The organism is Corynebacterium sp. NML 150383, assembly GCF_002285085.1.
In the GTDB taxonomy this organism is placed as follows: Bacteria; Actinomycetota; Actinomycetes; order Mycobacteriales; family Mycobacteriaceae; genus Corynebacterium; species Corynebacterium gottingense.
The window spans coordinates 218,780-233,550 of the sequence record NZ_NSGK01000003.1 but is presented as its reverse complement, the minus strand read 5'-3'; the positions used below and the strand labels follow the sequence as shown (position 1 = coordinate 233,550).

The 14,771-nt window shown below is 66.0% G+C and carries 15 protein-coding genes and 2 tRNA genes; 8 read left to right on the top strand and 9 right to left on the bottom strand.

Annotated features, from left to right (window positions below):
• The first annotated feature begins 44 nt into the window (after positions 1 to 44).
• Together CKJ85_RS04975 and CKJ85_RS04970 are read left to right on the top strand one after the other, a co-directional pair.
• Positions 45 to 773: a 6-carboxyhexanoate--CoA ligase gene (locus CKJ85_RS04975; protein ID WP_095553623.1), complete on the top strand. Its 729-nt coding sequence runs from the start codon at positions 45 to 47 to the stop codon at positions 771 to 773.
• Positions 770 to 1,999, top strand: coding sequence for an 8-amino-7-oxononanoate synthase (locus CKJ85_RS04970; protein ID WP_095553622.1), 1,230 nt, complete (start codon positions 770 to 772; stop codon positions 1,997 to 1,999). Before CKJ85_RS04975 ends, CKJ85_RS04970 begins: the two co-directional genes overlap by 4 nt.
• On the opposite strand, the gene CKJ85_RS04965 is transcribed toward CKJ85_RS04970, so the two are convergent.
• From CKJ85_RS04965 to CKJ85_RS04945, 5 genes are all read right to left on the bottom strand, one after another.
• Positions 1,984 to 2,823 (bottom strand): aldo/keto reductase, encoded by an 840-nt coding sequence (locus CKJ85_RS04965; RefSeq protein ID WP_095553621.1) that lies wholly within the window; start codon positions 2,821 to 2,823, stop codon positions 1,984 to 1,986. The two genes, CKJ85_RS04970 and CKJ85_RS04965, sit on opposite strands and share 16 nt — an antisense overlap.
• A gap of 52 nt (positions 2,824 to 2,875) precedes the next feature.
• The gene (locus tag CKJ85_RS04960; RefSeq protein WP_095553620.1) at positions 2,876 to 4,354 is read right to left on the bottom strand and encodes a cytochrome b/b6 domain-containing protein; all 1,479 of its coding nucleotides are present in this window, start codon (positions 4,352 to 4,354) and stop codon (positions 2,876 to 2,878) included.
• A 7-nt stretch (positions 4,355 to 4,361) separates the two neighbouring features.
• The gene (locus CKJ85_RS04955) at positions 4,362 to 5,300 is read right to left on the bottom strand and encodes an electron transfer flavoprotein subunit alpha/FixB family protein (protein WP_095553619.1); all 939 of its coding nucleotides are present in this window, start codon (positions 5,298 to 5,300) and stop codon (positions 4,362 to 4,364) included.
• Between the two features lie 13 nt (positions 5,301 to 5,313).
• The gene (locus tag CKJ85_RS04950) at positions 5,314 to 6,093 is read right to left on the bottom strand and encodes an electron transfer flavoprotein subunit beta/FixA family protein (RefSeq protein WP_095553618.1); all 780 of its coding nucleotides are present in this window, start codon (positions 6,091 to 6,093) and stop codon (positions 5,314 to 5,316) included.
• An 88-nt stretch (positions 6,094 to 6,181) separates the two neighbouring features.
• Positions 6,182 to 7,078, bottom strand: a complete 897-nt coding sequence (locus CKJ85_RS04945; RefSeq protein WP_143340159.1) for a DUF1542 domain-containing protein — start codon at positions 7,076 to 7,078, stop codon at positions 6,182 to 6,184.
• 112 nt (positions 7,079 to 7,190) lie between these two features.
• Here CKJ85_RS04945 and CKJ85_RS04935 point away from each other — a divergent pair.
• Positions 7,191 to 7,265, top strand: a tRNA-Gly gene (locus CKJ85_RS04935).
• 38 nt (positions 7,266 to 7,303) lie between these two features.
• Here the strand turns inward: CKJ85_RS04935 and CKJ85_RS04930 are convergent.
• On the bottom strand, positions 7,304 to 7,759 hold the full coding sequence (locus CKJ85_RS04930; RefSeq protein ID WP_095553615.1) for a hypothetical protein: 456 nt from the start codon (positions 7,757 to 7,759) through the stop codon (positions 7,304 to 7,306).
• A 168-nt stretch (positions 7,760 to 7,927) separates the two neighbouring features.
• Here CKJ85_RS04930 and CKJ85_RS04925 point away from each other — a divergent pair.
• The 4 genes from CKJ85_RS04925 to CKJ85_RS04910 all read left to right on the top strand — a co-directional run bounded on the left by CKJ85_RS04925 (position 7,928) and on the right by CKJ85_RS04910 (position 10,920).
• A tRNA-Pro gene (locus CKJ85_RS04925) sits at positions 7,928 to 8,001 on the top strand.
• A gap of 79 nt (positions 8,002 to 8,080) precedes the next feature.
• Positions 8,081 to 9,478: a trigger factor gene (gene tig / locus CKJ85_RS04920; protein ID WP_095553614.1), complete on the top strand. Its 1,398-nt coding sequence runs from the start codon at positions 8,081 to 8,083 to the stop codon at positions 9,476 to 9,478.
• A 197-nt stretch (positions 9,479 to 9,675) separates the two neighbouring features.
• The gene (locus CKJ85_RS04915; RefSeq protein WP_095275432.1) at positions 9,676 to 10,266 is read left to right on the top strand and encodes an ATP-dependent Clp protease proteolytic subunit; all 591 of its coding nucleotides are present in this window, start codon (positions 9,676 to 9,678) and stop codon (positions 10,264 to 10,266) included.
• 33 nt (positions 10,267 to 10,299) lie between these two features.
• Positions 10,300 to 10,920, top strand: a complete 621-nt coding sequence (locus CKJ85_RS04910) for an ATP-dependent Clp protease proteolytic subunit (RefSeq protein ID WP_095275433.1) — start codon at positions 10,300 to 10,302, stop codon at positions 10,918 to 10,920.
• Positions 10,921 to 11,009: 89 nt separating this feature from the next.
• Here the strand turns inward: CKJ85_RS04910 and CKJ85_RS04905 are convergent, their stop codons facing one another.
• Positions 11,010 to 11,567 (bottom strand): hypothetical protein, encoded by a 558-nt coding sequence (locus CKJ85_RS04905; RefSeq protein ID WP_095553613.1) that lies wholly within the window; start codon positions 11,565 to 11,567, stop codon positions 11,010 to 11,012.
• Between the two features lie 51 nt (positions 11,568 to 11,618).
• A complete protein-coding gene (locus CKJ85_RS04900) occupies positions 11,619 to 12,383 on the bottom strand; it encodes an alpha/beta fold hydrolase (protein ID WP_095547418.1) in 765 nt (254 codons plus the stop codon).
• 197 nt (positions 12,384 to 12,580) lie between these two features.
• Between CKJ85_RS04900 and clpX the strand changes: the two genes are divergently transcribed.
• The gene (clpX, locus tag CKJ85_RS04895) at positions 12,581 to 13,858 is read left to right on the top strand and encodes an ATP-dependent Clp protease ATP-binding subunit ClpX (RefSeq protein WP_095547417.1); all 1,278 of its coding nucleotides are present in this window, start codon (positions 12,581 to 12,583) and stop codon (positions 13,856 to 13,858) included.
• A 30-nt stretch (positions 13,859 to 13,888) separates the two neighbouring features.
• Here the strand turns inward: clpX and CKJ85_RS04890 are convergent, their stop codons facing one another.
• Positions 13,889 to 14,728: a TetR/AcrR family transcriptional regulator gene (locus CKJ85_RS04890; RefSeq protein WP_095553612.1), complete on the bottom strand. Its 840-nt coding sequence runs from the start codon at positions 14,726 to 14,728 to the stop codon at positions 13,889 to 13,891.
• Between the last annotated feature and the right edge of the window lie 43 nt (positions 14,729 to 14,771).

The following is a 14,771-nucleotide window of genomic DNA, read 5'->3' as shown; positions in this document are numbered from 1 at the left end:
GGCGATATTGAACACTGTACAAGGCGGCGTGTAGGTTGGGTCACATGACCTACTTTTCGGTGCGCATGCGCGCGAGCTCCAACGGCCGACACATCTCTGGCGCGGAGCGCATCGTGCCCGCAGAGCGCGTGTCGTCCACCTGCGCGCAGCTTGCGCAGCGCGCGCTGGACCACCCCAAGGGCGTGGCCGCCGAAACGCACCTCACGGTGGAAGCACTCGACCCCGAAGCGATCCGGCGCGTCCCCGCGCTCGCCGTGGAGGTGGCGGAGTGCGCCCACCCAGGTGAGGCGCAGCAGGTGATCCGCGCGCTGCTCGCGCCGCTGACCCCGCACGCCGACGCCCTGGTCCGCGACACGTTCGCCGCACGGGACATGCGCGGCGCCATGCTCGTGTGCGCGGGCACCGGCGCGCGGCTGGAACCCGACCGCGAGCGCGGCGTACGCGTGAGCCACGTGGACGCCGTGGACGCCACCTGCACCACAGTCGCGCCCGGCAAGGACGCCGCCCGCGAGGCGCTCGTCCTCAGCAGCAAGGTCGCCGCGCACCCCGACGTACTCGCGGAGCTGTGCATCTCCGACGACCCCGACTACACCACCGGCTACGTCGCCCACGCCGGCACGTACACGCGCATCCCCAACATCAAGCCGGTCGGCTCGCCCGCGGGTGCGCGCGCCTTCCTCGTCCGCGAGGGCGCCGACACCGCCGCGCTCTTCCGCTACCTGGAGCGAGAACCGGTACTGGTGCGCGTTCCCTCGCAGGAGGACGCGCAGTGACCCCCGGCCAGCCAACGCGGCCCGAGACGCTTGCCGACGTCGCCGCCGCCAACCTCGACGACTGGCGCGCCCGTGGTCTGTGGCGTAGCCCGTCCGTCTTCGCCACCGCCCAGCGCGCCGAGGCGAGCCTCCGGGACGGGGCACACCGCACCGACGCGGTCCTGTTCAGCTCTTCAAACTACTTGGGTCTCGCGGAGGACCCGCGCCTGGCCGACGCCGCCATCGCCGCGATCCGGACCTTTGGTGCGGGCTCGGGCGGCTCCCGCCTCACCACCGGTACCAACGAGCTCCACCTGGCCACCGAGGCCGCGTGCGCGCGCCTGACCGGCTACGACGACGCTGTCCTGTTTGCCACCGGCTACCAGGCCAACGTGTCCACCCTCCAAGCCCTCGCTGCCGCGTGCGCGAGCGCGGGCGGCCTCACGATCGTCTCGGACGCGCGCAACCACGCCAGTATCATCGACGGCTGCCGCCTAGCCAAAGCCAGCGGCACCGAGGTCCGCGTCACCCCGCATCGCGACGTCGAGGCCGTCGCCCGCGCCCTGTCCCAGCGCACGACCGCCCACGCGCTCGTGGTCACCGACGGCCTGTTCTCCATGGACGGCGTCTGCGCGCCGCTGCCCGCACTGCTCGAGGTCTGCCGGGAACACGGCGCCTGGAGCATGCTTGACGACGCCCACGCCATCGGCACCATCGGCGCCACCGGCCGCGGCCTCCCCGAGTACTTCGGTGTGCGCCCCGACATCCAGCTCATGACCGCCAGCAAGGCGCTCGGGGTGGAGGGTGCCGCCGTCGCAACCAGCGCGCCGGTTGCCCAACTCCTGCGCCAGCAGGCGCGCTCCTTCGTCTTTTCCACCTCACCGGCGCCGGCGACCTGCGCGGCGATCACCGCCGCGGTCGAGGTACTCGAATCCGATCCCAAGCCGGTGCAGCGCCTGCACGCCAACATCGCCCGCTGGTACGCCAACCGCGGCGAAGGCGCGATCGATCCCGCGGGCGCCGGCCCCATCATCCCGGTCCACGTGGGCGACGAGGAAGCCGCGATGCGGGCGTCCGCTCAGCTGCTCGAGCGCGGGTTCATCGTGCCCGCCATCCGCTGGCCCACCGTGGCCCGCGGGCAAGCGATCCTGCGCGTCACCCTCATGGCGACGCACACGTCAGCGCAGATCGATGCCCTGTGCGCCGAGCTCGCGGCGCTGGGAATTGAAGGCTACATGTCCGAGTAGTGCGCGGGGTGCGGCCCGAATCGTCCGAACTCCTCCTCGTCAAGCGCAATCATGGCGGCCATCTCGTCGTGGCTGAGCTCGAAGTCGAAGATGTCCAGGTTCTCCGCCATGCGCTCCGGCGAGTTGGTTTTGGGGAAGACGATTACCCGGTTCTGCAGGTGCCAGCGCAGCACCACCTGGGCGGGCGTCTTCCCGTGCGCCTCGGCGGCGTCGGTGATCTCCGGGTAGTCGGAAAGGTCCAGGTTGCCGCCGCCCAGCGGCGCCCACCCCTCGATGGCCACCCCGTGCACCCGCATCGCGTCGAGTTCCTTCCACCGCTGGAACAGCGGGTGCAGCTCGACCTGGTTGACCGCCGGGGTGACGTCGGTGGCCATCTCGAGGTCGTGGATGTGGCTGGGGAGGAAGTTCGAGACGCCGATTGAGGTGGTCAACCCCTGCTCGCGCAGCTGGACCATGGATCTCCACGCGTCCACGTAGGCGCCCTCCGAGGGGACCGGCCAGTGGATCAGGTACAGGTCCACGTGGTCCAACCCCAGGCGCTCGAGAGACTCGGACAGCGCCGCGTCGGCGTCGCGGTGCCGGTCGTTCCACAGTTTCGTGGTCACGTACAGCTCGTCGCGGGGCACGCCGGAGGCGGCAATAGCGCGGCCAACGTCCTCCTCGTTGTGGTAGATGAAGGCGGTGTCCAGGTGCCTGTACCCGGCCTCAAGCGCGGCGAGGGTGAGTTCCTCAGCGAGGGCCGGGTCGACGCGGTGCAGCCCGTAGCCGAGTTGGGGGATCAGGGTGCCGTCGTTGAGTTTGAGCTCGGGAATCGTTTCCGTCATGGCCGACATCGTAGTCGGACGGGGTGACGGGGGCGTCGATAAGCGAATGCCCCTAGCGCTGCGTCACGTTGCCGGTGCGTGCCGCGATGGGCGCGACGAACATCGGCCGGGCGAGCGCCCAACCGCCCGCGATGACCGCGATGGCGATGACGAAGAGGATCGTGCCCGTCCACCCGGTCGGGTCGTCGGTGGCGGCGAACATCGCGTTGAGGTTGCCGCGCACGCCCGTGGTGAATACGAGCGCGACGTGGATGATCACGAACAGGACGAAGAACAGCATGGTGGGGAAGTGGAGCGCGCGAGCCACGCGCATGGAAATGAAGTTCCACTGCCTCGGCCACAGCGGGCTCATGCGCGCACCCGAGATGATCGCCAGCGGCGACGCCACGAACACCACCAGGAAGTACGACAGCTCCTGCAGGGAATTGTAGAACACCCACGGGTTCTCGTTCGGCCAATCCAGGCTCAGGTATTGGATACCCGCCGACACCGCGTTGGGGAAGGTCTCCCAGCTCGTGGGTACGATCCGCATCCACTGGCCGGTGGCAAAAAGCAGGACGTAGAAGATCACGCCCAGCACAATCCACGCCAGATCCAGCACGATGTGCAGCCACAGGTTCACCGAAATCTTCTCGCGCGGCCTGCTCCGCGGCGCCCAGTACGCCTCCGGCTTCTTCTCGCGACGCTGCGTCAGACCAGTCTTGATGATCATGGCCATGAGGAACATGTTGAAGAAGTGCGACCACGTCAGCCACGCGGGGAAGCCCTCCGGCGCGCTTTCCGGCAGCGGCTGCGCGCCGCTGTAGCGCGCAATGAAGTCCGCGCCCGTGTCCGTCCCGACGAACCAGCGCGCAGCCAGCACCCCAATCGCCGCAAGCACAACAAGGATACCGCCCCACAGCCAGGGTTTAGTGCTGTGCGGAGTGCTTTTCGACGCCTCCGTGCCACCCCCCGCACGCTTCGCCGTCGACCCGGCGGCAGCGACAGGAGTTGCGGGTGTGGCAGGTGTTGCGGGTGCCGCCGGGGTGACGTGCGCTGCCGACTCTGTCGACTCTGCCGGCGCTGCCGGCTCTTTGGCCGCAGAATTATCCGCGTCCGGTGCAGGTGCTTCCGCCTGTGCGGAAAATTTTGGCGCCGGGACCTGGGCGGTTTCCGCTGCGGGCCAGGGTTGGCCGCCCGGGGTGCGGGGCAGGCCGCGGCGCAACGGAACGGTGACGTACTCTGCGGCCGCAGAGTGATCCGCCTCCGGTGCCGGTGCTTCCGCTTGTGCGGAAATCTTCGGTGCTGGGACCTGGGCGGTTTCCGCTGCGGGCCAGGGTTGGCCGCCCGGGGTGCGGGGCAGACCGCGTCGCAGCGGGACGGTGACGTACTCTGCGGCCGCAGAGTGAGCTGGGTTCGGTGCCGGGTCTTCCGCCTGTGCGGAATGTGTCGACGCGCCGCCCTTGGGCTCCGGCACCTCCGCAACTTCCACCGGCGGCCACGGTGCCCCGCCGGAAACGCGGGGCAGGCCCTGACGTACGGGTACCTGCATAGAGCGCCTACTTTCTGGACTCGATCTCGGAGATGATCTCGGGCACCACATCGAAGAGGTCGCCGATAATGCCAAAGTCGGCGATCTCAAAGATGGGGGCGTCCTCGTCATTGTTGATGGCAACGATGGTGCCGGAGGTCTGCATGCCCACCAGGTGCTGCACGGCGCCGGAGATGCCCACGCCGATGTACAGCTTCGGGGACACCAGCACACCGGTCTGACCGATCTGCGCCTCGTAGGGGACTTGGTCCTCGTCCACCGCGGAGCGGGTCGCGCCGACGGCGGCGCCCAGGGCGTCCGCGAGGCCGCCGACGAGCTCCTCGAACATGTCGGCGTCGCCAAGCGAGACGCCGCCGGCGACGACCTTGTCCGCCGTGGTCAGCTCCGGGCGGGAGGAGGTGCGCTCCACCGGGGTCGACTCGACGACCTCAGCGACGCGGCGCTCGCGTGCGTCACCGGTGACCTCGATGACCTCCGCGTTCGTGGCTGCCGCGCGCGTGTCGACGCTGCCCAGACGCAGCGTGACCACCGGCGCGGAGTGGGTGGCGGCAGCGACGGCGGTGAACGCGCCGCCGTAGTTGGAGTGGTCGGTGACGATGCCCTGGTCGTCGCGCCGGACGTTCGTAGCGTCGGTGAGCAGCGCGCGTCCGGCGCGGATGGCCACGCGGGCGGCCAGGTCGCGGCCGCGCACGTCGTGGGCGGTGAGAATAGCCTGGGGGTTGAACGTATCGATGGCGGCCACGGTGGCGTCGATAAGCGAAAGCTCCGAGGTCGCGACCTTGGTCGCCCCGAGACCGCCGAGGGCGTCGGCGTGGTCGGCGCTGCGGGCGAGGACAACCGGGGCGCCGAGCGTGCTAGCAGCGCCGATGAGCTCTGCGGCTGCGGGGTCGGGCTGGCCGTCGAGCGTGTCGGGCAGGACGACGAGAACCGGATCTGTGGTGGTCATGGTGGGCTCCTAACTAGATAAGGTTCTGAGACTCGAGGAAATCGACCAGCTTGGCGGCGGACGAGCTCGACGCGTCGATGATCTCACCCTGCTCGCGCGGCGGGCGGCGGTCAATACTCACCATGATGGCGCGGGCCGGAGTGTAATCCTCGGCGTCAACCCCAAGGTCATCGAGCGTGAGCGTGGTGAGCTCCTTCTTCTTCGCCGCCATGAGGCCCTTGAAGTTGGGGAAGCGCGCGTCCGCGAACTCGTCGGAAACCGCGACGACTGCGGGCAGCTGCGCGCGCAGCGTCGCCGTCGCGTGATCGCCCGCCTGCGTCGCGGTGACGGTGTCACCGTCCACGTCGAGCGAGGTGAGATTGGTCAGCGCGGGCCAGTTCAGCAGCTCGCCCAGCATCGGGGCGATCACACCCGAGCCGCCGTCCGAGCTCATCGTGCCCGCAACGACGAGGTCGTAGTCGCCGCGCTCGATCAGCTTTGCCAGCACCGTCGCCGTCATCGTCGTGTCCGCGCCGACGAGGCGGTCATCCGTCACCATCGTCGCTTCCTGCGCGCCCATCGCGATCCCGCGGCGCACGGACTCCGCCGCCTGTGCGGGACCGACCGAAAGGACCTCGACCTGAACGTCGTCTTTCCCTAGCTTCTCCGCAATGCGCAGCGCGGCCTCCACCGCGCGCTCGCCAACCTCGTCGGCGGCGACGTCCCCCGAGCGGTCGGTGAGACCGGTCTCCAGGTTCATGTCGCGGTCGCTGTAGGTGTCCGGGACTTCTTTCAGCAACACTGCAATGCGCACTGCGGCTCCTTATATATAGGGCGGTTGAACGTCAAGCAGTTTATCGCACACAGCTCACTGGTCGGGCAGGGCTTTGGCTATCTGCGTGTTAGTCCCCGCCACCGTCGCCGCCCCCGTCACCGCCGTCTCCGCCGAAGAAGCCGCCGAACCAGCCGCCCCCGCCGCTGTCGCCGTCACTTCCGTCGTCGCCGCGCCCCCGGTTGTCGTCGACGTCGAACCGGCCGCCCCTGCTTTCGTTGTCAAAGGTGGCGTTGCCGGAGGATGGGGTGCTCGACCAGTCGTCACTGCCACCTCCGCTGCCTCCGCTGCCAGATGCGGACTCCATCTTCTTGCGGGGATCTTCCTCGGCCTCCGCGTACACGGAGGAGGAGAGTGCCGCAGCACCCGCGGCCCACGTGCCCGCGACGAGCGCCTGCTTCCACCACGGATCGGAGTACCAGCCGGCCGGCACCGGGCGACCCGCGACCGCGCCGCCGGGGTAGAAGTGCGGAGTGCTTACCGACGGCGTGGGCGACGCCAGTAGCGTCGGCCCGTCCTCCTGCCGGATCATCCGTTCTTCGCCCACTCTCCCCGCCTCGAGTTGGCCCCGGAGCTTCGGGAGGGGCGACTCCGTCGCCATGCCCATGATCTCGCGTGCGGCGTTGAGGTAGTGCATGCCCTCCAGCGCCGCGTTGCGGGCGGCGCGCACCTCGTCAGGTGCTTGGGCGTACGCGAGTGCATTTTGCGCCGCGTCGTGCCGCTCGTTTGCGTCCGCCAGCGCCTGCCGGGACGCCTCGTCCTTGCCCGTGAGCCCCGGCAACTGCGTGCCGAGGTGGTCCGTCCAGTGTTTTGCATCGGACTCGGCGGTGTCGAAAAGCACGCGCTCGCGCGGGTCGTCGCCACTGCGGTTCACGATGAAGGCGCACAGCGCGATGCCGACGATCAAGAAAACAAACGGCCACAACACGAACGTCACATCCTTGGGGAGGTCGAGGTTTGTTTCCACCGAGAGTATGTGCGCCGGGATGATCGCGCAGCAGCGTATGCGGCGCGGGTTTGGTTTCGCTGAGGCCCTGCGCTACACTTTCCACAGCGATTTCGCGCTGATTTCGCGTTATGGGAATGTCGTATAGTGGCTAATACCTCAGCCTTCCAAGCTGAAGACGCGGGTTCGATTCCCGTCATTCCCTCCACTTTCTCCCGGTAAAACCGGTAGTGCGGGACGCCGCCCTCAACGCTCGAGCACCCTCACCTCGCGTTGGTCAATCCCGGAAGATGATCCGGAATATTCTACCTTTTCCACGTGTGTGCGTAGCTCCGCGCCCGGGTCGAGCTCGGTCCCAGACTCAATTCCGTTTCCGCAGGCGTTGATCTCTTCCGGCTCGAACCATTCGACGGAGGAGCTTCCATCCGTAAAGATGAGCCCGATGCCGGTGTGGGTTTCCCATGCGCTCGGGTTGCGGTTGATGCTGAAGAAGTCTTGCTCGTCAAAGCCGAGCGCCGCGGCCTGCGACGCGTCGTGGTGAGGGCACCACGCGAACGCCCGATCGACGGTTTTGCCGGTCGACTCGTGGGCGACGTCTGCGAGGGTGAATGGGGCGTCGTGAAGCAGGTGCTCCCGCAGGTCCTGGCTGGGCGCGCATGCAGCGAGGGGGAGTAGTGCAAAGAGCGCGACAGTGCGTTTCATGGCTACCTCCTTGTTGTTTTGCCATAGTAATTGCTTGTCGACGCCACCGCACTCGGTTTAACGGGGCCTTAATTCCATATCGCGTACGCTGCACGCTACAATTGCTTGGCGTGAGTTGGTAGGGTGCCCCACCATCCTGCTTTACCGCAGCTCATGCCGTAAAAATTGCGGGGCGTGGCGCAGCTTGGTAGCGCACCTGCTTTGGGAGCAGGGGGTCGCAGGTTCAAATCCTGTCGCCCCGACAAGAGCAAGCCCGCTCCTCGTGAGCGGGCTTGCTGCACATACGAATCTTTTTCAATCAACTAGTACAGGAGTTACTTCGTGAAGACTTCCGTCGATAAGCTCAGTGAGACTCGCGTCAAGCTGAACGTGAGCGTCCCCTTCGACGAGCTCGGTAAGGAAATTGACCAGGCTTACAAGTCCATTGCACAGCAGGTCAACATCCCGGGCTTCCGTCGTGGCAAGGCTCCGCGCCAGCTTATCGACGCGCGCTTTGGCCGCGGCCCCATCCTCGAGCAGGTTGTCAACGACATGGTGCCGCAGCGCTACGAGCAGGCCATCGCGGAGAACGAGCTGACCCCGCTGGCCCAGCCGGAGCTGGAGATCACCAAGATCGAGGACAACGACGTCGTCGAGTTCACCGCTGAGGTCGACGTTCGCCCGGAGATCACCGTGCCGGACTTCTCTAAGATCGCTGTGACCGTCCCGGCCATTAAGGTCGACGACGAGGCCGTCGAGGCAGAGCTGGACAACCTGCGCTCCCGCTTCGGCGAGCTCAAGGACACCAAGCGCAAGATGAAGACCGATGACTTTGCCATCATCGACCTCGAGGCAACCGTCAACGGCGAGAAGCTCGAGGACGCTTCCTCCGAGGGCCTGACCTACCAGATCGGCAGCGACGACCTGGTCAAGGGGCTGGACACCACGCTGCGCGGCATGAAGACCGGCGAGGACGCCGAGTTCACCGCCACCATTGAGCAGGGCGAGCACAAGGGCGAGGAGGCCACCTTCAAGGTCCACGTCCAGCAGTCCAAGGAGCGCAAGCTCCCCGAGCTTGACGACGATTTCGTGCAGGAAGCTTCCGCATACGACACCGTCGACGAACTGCGCGAGGCTACCAAGTCCCAGCTGGAAGAGGACACCAAGACGAAGCAGGCCGCGGACATCCGCGACGAGGTCCTCAAGGCCGCGCTCTCCGAGTCCACCTTCGAGCTGCCGGACTCCGTTGTTGAGGAGCAGGCGCACAACCAGCTGCACCAGCTGCTCGGCCAGATGGCGCACGACGAGAACGCGCTGGCTCAGCTGCTCGAGGCGCAGGGCACCACCCGCGAGGAGTTTGACAAGCAGACCCGCGAGCAGGCAGAGGAGTCTGTGCGCACCCAGCTGTTCCTCGACGCCGTCGCTGAGGAGGAGAAGCCGGAGGTCTCCCAGGAAGAGCTCACCGACCATATCCTGTTCACCGCGCAGTCCTACGGCATGGACCCGAACCAGTTCGTGGCCCAGCTGCAGCAGTCCGGTCAAATTGGCAACCTGTTCGCAGACGTGCGTCGCGGCAAGGCCCTCGCCGCAGCCATCTGCCGCACCTCCGTTACCGACGAGGACGGCAACACCATCGACCCGAACGAGTACTTCGGTGAGATCGAGGATGAGGACGAGGCTGCAGAGTCCACTGAAGCTGCAGAGTCCAACGAGTCCGCTGAGGCGACCGAAGAGAAGTAAGTGGTCACGGGGGCGTCGATACGCTGCCCCTGCCCAGTGAAGCCACTGCCCCACGTGCGGGCGGTGGCTTTTTTCGTGCGCGGGCGGCGCGAATCGGAGGCGCGTACGCCGGTAGCGAACAGGGTCCACATTGCGCGCGGCCCCGAGTAGGGTAGGGGCATTGACTCAACGGAAACGAAGGATTAAAGGAGCGTCATATGACATCCCCAGCTAACGGCATGAACCTCGGAGACTCCGTCTACGAGCGCCTGCTGCGTGAACGCATCATCTTCCTCGGTCAGCAGGTTGATGATGAGATTGCGAACAAGCTTTGCGCGCAGATCCTGCTGCTGTCCGCGGAGGACCCCACGCGCGACATTTCGCTGTACATTAACTCTCCCGGCGGCTCCGTGACGGCCGGCATGGCGATCTATGACACGATGAAGTACGCGCCGTGCGACGTGGCTACGTACGGCATGGGCCTCGCCGCGTCGATGGGCCAGTTCCTGCTCTCCGGCGGGACGAAGGGCAAGCGCTACGCGCTGCCGCACGCGCGCATCATGATGCACCAGCCGTCCGCAGGCGTCGGCGGCACCGCGGCGGACATTGCGATCCAGGCGGAGCAGTTCGCGCAGACCAAGCGTGAGATGGCTGAGCTCATCGCCGAGCACACCGGCCAGACCTTCGAGCAGATCACCAAGGACTCGGACCGTGACCGCTGGTTCACCGCCCAGCAGGCGTTGGAGTACGGCATCGTCGACCACGTCATTGAGAACGTTGCGCAGACCGACGGCCCAGTTGGTAACTAACCCGGAACACCCTCAACGCAAAGGACTGAACTTATGACTTTCCAGATGCCGAACTCCCGCTACGTCCTGCCGCAGTTCCTGGAGGAAACCTCCTTTGGTACCAAGCAGATCGACCCGTACGGCAAGCTCTTTGAAGAGCGCATCGTCTTCCTGGGCACCCAGGTGGATGATACCTCCGCCAACGACATCATGGCGCAGCTGCTGGTCCTCGAGTCGCAGGACCCGGACCGCGACATCACCATGTACATCAACTCGCCGGGCGGCTCGTTCACCGCACTGATGGCGATTTACGACACGATGCAGTACGTCCGCCCCGATGTGCAGACCGTCTGCCTCGGGCAGGCCGCGTCCGCAGCTGCCGTGATCCTCGCCGCCGGTGCCCCGGGAAAGCGCGCTGCGCTGCCCAACTCCCGCGTGCTCATCCACCAGCCGGCCACCCAGGGCACCCAGGGGCAGGTCTCTGACCTGGAGATCCAGGCCAACGAGATCGAGCGCATGCGCCGCCTCATGGAGGACACGCTGGCCCGCCACACGGGCCGCACCGCGGAGCAGGTCCGCGAGGACACCGACCGCGACAAGATCCTCACCGCCCAGGAATCGGTGGAATACGGGATCATCGACCAGGTCTTTGACTACCGCAAGCTCAACGCCTAACGCTTCGCGCGGGTGCTTCCCGCGCTGCACACAACAACGCCACCCGGCAGTGAACCGGGTGGCGTTGTTTGCGCGCGGACTATCCTGTATTACGCACAGAACGGCACAGCGTTCTTCACGGCCTCAGGCGCTTGCGCAAACGGCTCGCGGGCCCAGCACACGCCGTTCTCGTTCGACCCAGTCGGGTCCACGCTGGTCCAGGTGCCGCCGTCGGAAGTCCAGAAGTACTCCTGCTCGTTTTCAGGCGTGATGGTGCGCGCCCAGGTGCCGTCGCAGAACGTGCTGTACTCCTGGTTTCCGCTGCCCTCGCCCTGCGCCGGCCACGCGCACCCATTCGAGCCGTCATCCACCGGCACCGTCTCAGTGATCACCTGCTCTTCCACCTCGTCCTTTGCAGCTCGGCGGGTGCTGGTCTTGCGCGTGCTCGTGGACTTCTCGGAGGTCTTCTTCGTCGAGGTCTTCTTTTCCGAGCTGGACTTTTCAGAGGTCTTCGACGAGCTCGTCGACGACGCCGTCGTGCTCGTCGCGGGGAAGTCGATCACCGGCTCCGCCAGGCGAGCTTCGTCGCCCTCGGAAGACGAGCAACCCGCCAATACCGTTGCAGCAACGAGCGCTGCGAGAACAGACTGGGTACGGTTGCGTTTCACGAGCAGATCCTTTCCGGCGACGATGAACGCTACTAGCGTAGCCGATGCGGCCTAGAGAAACGCGGTCAAGGCCCGGTTGAATTCCTCGGGACGCTCGATGCCAACTTGGTGCGAACCAGGGTCGATCACCACCGACGTCATCGGCCCCGCGACACCGCGCGCGATCTTCTCCAACTCTGCGGGAGGCGTTGACGGGTCCTGTGCTCCGGCGATCGTTAGCACCGGGCAGGTGATCTCGCCCAGCCGGTCGGCGAAGTCCCACTTGGCCAGGGCATCGCCGTTTTGCGCGTAGCCTTCACCGTCGATGCCGGACACCATGTCATGGATACGCTGCACCTCGTCCGGGTGCGATTCCCGGAAAGCGTCGGTGAACCAGTTGCCCATCATCCCGTCAGCCAGCGCCGCTGTGCCCTGCTCGCGGGAGAGAGCGGTGCGCTCGGACCACTTGTCTTGCCCACCAAGGTAGGTGGCGGTGCACGCGAACACGGCCTTGTCCACGCGGCCGCTGGTGGCGGCAATGTACTGCGCCAGCGCCCCGCCGAGCGAAAGTCCGACGATGCTGAAGCGGTCCACGCCCGCCTCGTCGAGGGCGTGGAGGATGTCGGACGCGAGGTCGTCGATAAGCGATGCCCCGGGCGCAACCCGAGCCTTGTCGGACTTGCCGTGACCGCGGTGATCCACGGTGACGACATGGAAGGCACCCTCGAGGGCGGGGATTTGTTTGGACCAGGCCTCGTGCGTCGTGGCGATGGAGCTGAGCAGCACCACTGTCGGGCGAGTCGGATCCCCGTGTTCGGTGACGTGAAGGTGAGTCATTGTCTGCGTCCTTTCCGCTGAAATGCAGGTCCGGCAACCATTGTTGCGCAAAACGGGAACCAGCGTGGGCGTGCGCCCGTTGGTTTGACGTAGGAACTACACTTGAAACCTAACCTTTTGGTCAGTCTGTGGCGGGGGCACGTATATTGCACGGAAAGACCGCACGGCGATTGCACGAACGGGAGTAAATAGCGCACATGGCAGCAACACACGACGGATCGGATCTGCTCAAGTGCTCGTTTTGCGGAAAGAGCCAGAAGCAGGTCCGCAAGCTCATCGCAGGTGGCGGTGTGTACATCTGCGATGAGTGCATTGAACTGTGCAACGAGATCATCGAAGAGGAGCTCGCGAGCTCGCAGCAGGGGCAGGCTGGTGACCCGGAGCGGCTCCCGCGGCCGTCCGAAATCACGGCGTTTTTGGATCAGTACGTTATTGGGCAAGACCAGGCAAAGCGGACGCTCGCTGTCGCGGTGTACAACCACTACAAGCGCATCAAGGCAGAGTCGCTTGCATCGACGGCGCGCCGCCGCGAGGAGGACGTGGAGATTTCCAAGTCCAACATTCTTCTGCTCGGCCCGACCGGCTCCGGTAAGACGTACCTTGCGCAAACGCTGGCGCGAATGCTCAACGTCCCGTTTGCTATCGCGGACGCGACGAGCCTCACCGAAGCCGGGTACGTGGGCGAGGACGTGGAGAACATCCTGCTGAAGCTGCTGCAGGCGGCGGACTTTGATGTCAACCGCGCGCAGACCGGGATCATCTACGTTGACGAGGTGGACAAGATCTCGCGCAAGTCGGAGAACCCGTCGATCACGCGCGACGTCTCCGGCGAGGGCGTGCAGCAGGCGCTGCTGAAGATCCTGGAGGGCACGGTCGCGTCGGTCCCGCCGCAGGGCGGGCGCAAGCACCCGAATCAGGAATTCATTCAGCTTGATACCACGAACATCCTGTTCATCGTGGCCGGCGCTTTCGCCGGTCTGGACAAGGTCATCGCGGAGCGTGTGGGCAAGAAGGGGATCGGTTTCGGCGCAGAGATCGACTCGAAGGCGGAGCGCGACGAGGCTAACCTACTTTCCCAGGTGCAGCCGGCCGACCTGGTGAAGTTTGGACTGATCCCCGAGTTCATCGGCCGTCTGCCGGTGCTGGCAAGCGTGGAGGACCTGGACCGCGACGCCATGGTGCGTGTGCTCACGGAGCCGAAGAACTCCCTAGTGAAGCAGTATCAGCGCCTGTTCGCTATGGACGGTGCCGAGCTTGAGTTGGATAGCGAGGCGCTCGGGCTCATTGCGGACAAGGCGGCGGAACGCAAGACCGGCGCTCGCGGGCTGCGCGGGATCATGGAGGAGTTGTTGGTGCCCATCATGTACGACCTCCCCGACCGTGAGGGCGTGAACCGCGTGGTCATCTCCGCGGACGTGGTGCGGGGCGAGGCCGAGCCGCAGTACCTGACGGACGAAGAGCAGCGCTCGGCCTAAGTGCGCCGTGTGCCCCGGCCGCAGCGCGCGTTAGTAAATACGCGTTTCCGGGTCGCCCAGGTAACCGGCGCTCACACCCGCGATGGTGTGGACTTCGGGTAACTCCGCCGCGTCCGCCGCAGGCGTCGGTTCCAAGTAGCTGTCGTACCCGGACGGGGAAATGTTGGTGGTCAGGAACGCGATGACCGCGTCGATGACCATCCTGCGCAGGCCAGTGTTGTTGCGCTCGGAGCGAAAGTTTATGCTGCGCAGCCCCTCCGAGACGTCGCCCAAGGCAGTGGGGAAGAAGCTGAGCGAGACGAGCAACACCAGTACGTCGTCGGCCGAGATTCCGGGGCGGAACGCGCCCGAGTCCTGGCCGATGAGCAGGAGGCGCTCCAGGTGCAGCGCGACGGTGTCGGTGCGCTGGGTGAGTACCGACGTGGTGCCGTCAAGCACCGGGTCCAACTCCTCGCGCAGCAGGATGCCTGCGGAATCGGGGTTATTCTTGACGGCCGTGTAGAGCGCGTCGATGAACTTGCGCATCCCCTCGACAGGTACAGCGTAGGAGCGATTCAGCACGTGCTCGGGTGGGGTGAGGCGCTCGAGGGCGCGCAGCGTCGCCCGCGTATACAGCCCTTTTTTGTCCCCGAAGTTGTAGTGGATCTTGCGCTTGGACATGCCGGATTCCTTGGCAATCGCGTCCAGCTTTGTGTCGTGAAACCCGTCCGCGGAAAACATTCGCAGCGCGGTATCGACGACCGCGTCCAGCGAATCGGAAGATGCGGCGCCGGAGTCGGCCCTCGCTTCACCCGTATGTAAGGTCTGGGCAGCCCCGTCAATTGCGTCAACTGCGTCAGCCGCGTCACTGCTCTTGTGCTGTTGCGTCACAGGGTCTCCTTCGGGTCATGCAGGGCGGGCAGGGGTCGGTGCG

Coding starts and splice junctions, on each gene's coding strand:
- CKJ85_RS04960 (WP_095553620.1), bottom strand. CDS start 4,354: ATGCAGGTACCCGTACGTCAGGGCCTGCCCCGCGTTTCCGGCGGGGCA.
- CKJ85_RS04910 (WP_095275433.1), top strand. CDS start 10,300: ATGACTTTCCAGATGCCGAACTCCCGCTACGTCCTGCCGCAGTTCCTG.
- CKJ85_RS04900 (WP_095547418.1), bottom strand. CDS start 12,383: ATGACTCACCTTCACGTCACCGAACACGGGGATCCGACTCGCCCGACA.
- CKJ85_RS04965 (WP_095553621.1), bottom strand. CDS start 2,823: ATGACGGAAACGATTCCCGAGCTCAAACTCAACGACGGCACCCTGATC.
- CKJ85_RS04930 (WP_095553615.1), bottom strand. CDS start 7,759: ATGAAACGCACTGTCGCGCTCTTTGCACTACTCCCCCTCGCTGCATGC.
- CKJ85_RS04955 (WP_095553619.1), bottom strand. CDS start 5,300: ATGACCACCACAGATCCGGTTCTCGTCGTCCTGCCCGACACGCTCGAC.
- clpX (WP_095547417.1), top strand. CDS start 12,581: ATGGCAGCAACACACGACGGATCGGATCTGCTCAAGTGCTCGTTTTGC.
- CKJ85_RS04915 (WP_095275432.1), top strand. CDS start 9,676: ATGACATCCCCAGCTAACGGCATGAACCTCGGAGACTCCGTCTACGAG.
- CKJ85_RS04975 (WP_095553623.1), top strand. CDS start 45: ATGACCTACTTTTCGGTGCGCATGCGCGCGAGCTCCAACGGCCGACAC.